The 819-nt window shown below is 36.2% G+C and carries 1 protein-coding gene and 1 pseudogene; both read left to right on the forward strand.

What is annotated here, in order from left to right:
• The coding region (rfbF, locus tag AC1DJR_RS31955) for a glucose-1-phosphate cytidylyltransferase (RefSeq protein ID WP_477004464.1) at positions 1-676 on the forward strand (676 nt) is incomplete at its 5' end.
• Between the two features lies 1 nt (position 677).
• Positions 678-819, forward strand: a pseudogene (locus tag AC1DJR_RS31960) (CDP-glucose 4,6-dehydratase); the annotation flags it as partial.

The raw sequence follows: 819 nt of genomic DNA on the forward strand, positions 1-819 counted from the left end.
GCCTATTCTATGGCACATTATGAGTTTGTATAGTCATTACGGGATTACTGAGTTTATTATTTGCTTAGGCTATAAAGGATATGCAATTAAAGAATTCTTTCTAAATTACAACTTACACATGTCCGATTTCACAATACAATTAAGCGACAACACAATCACTAGCCATTCACATCGTATAGAACCATGGAAAGTTACTCTTATCGATACTGGTCTAAATACAGAAACAGGTGGCCGAGTGAAAAGGATACAAAATTACGTCGGGAACGAACCTTTCTTTTTAACTTACGGCGATGGATTAAGTAATGTAAATATAAAAGAACTCCTTACGTTTCATAAAAAACATGGGAAAATGGCTACTGTAACTGCCGTACAACCCCCTGGTAGATTCGGTTCCCTTGTTATAGATAAGCAATCAGTTACATCATTTCAAGAAAAACCATTAGGTGATGGCGGATGGGTTAACGGTGGATTTTTCGTTTTAAATCCTGATATTTTCAATTACATTAGTGGAGATAAGTCTGTTTTTGAAACAGACACTTTAGTTCAGTTAGTAAACAAAAACGAATTGGCCGCATATCAACATACTGGTTTTTGGCATCCAATGGATACATTGCGCGATAAAAATAAATTAGTCGAGCTATGGGAAAGTAATAACGCTCCGTGGAAGGTTTGSTAATATGGCTTCATCATCTTTTTGGAATAAGAAAAAAGTATTTATTACAGGACATACTGGCTTTAAAGGCTCATGGCTTACCCTTTTTTTAACTTCATTAGGTGCAGAAGTAGTTGGCTATTCTTCTCACCCCCCATCCATCCCTA

The sequence above is a fragment of the Bacillus sp. 05T31 genome, from assembly GCF_056396725.1.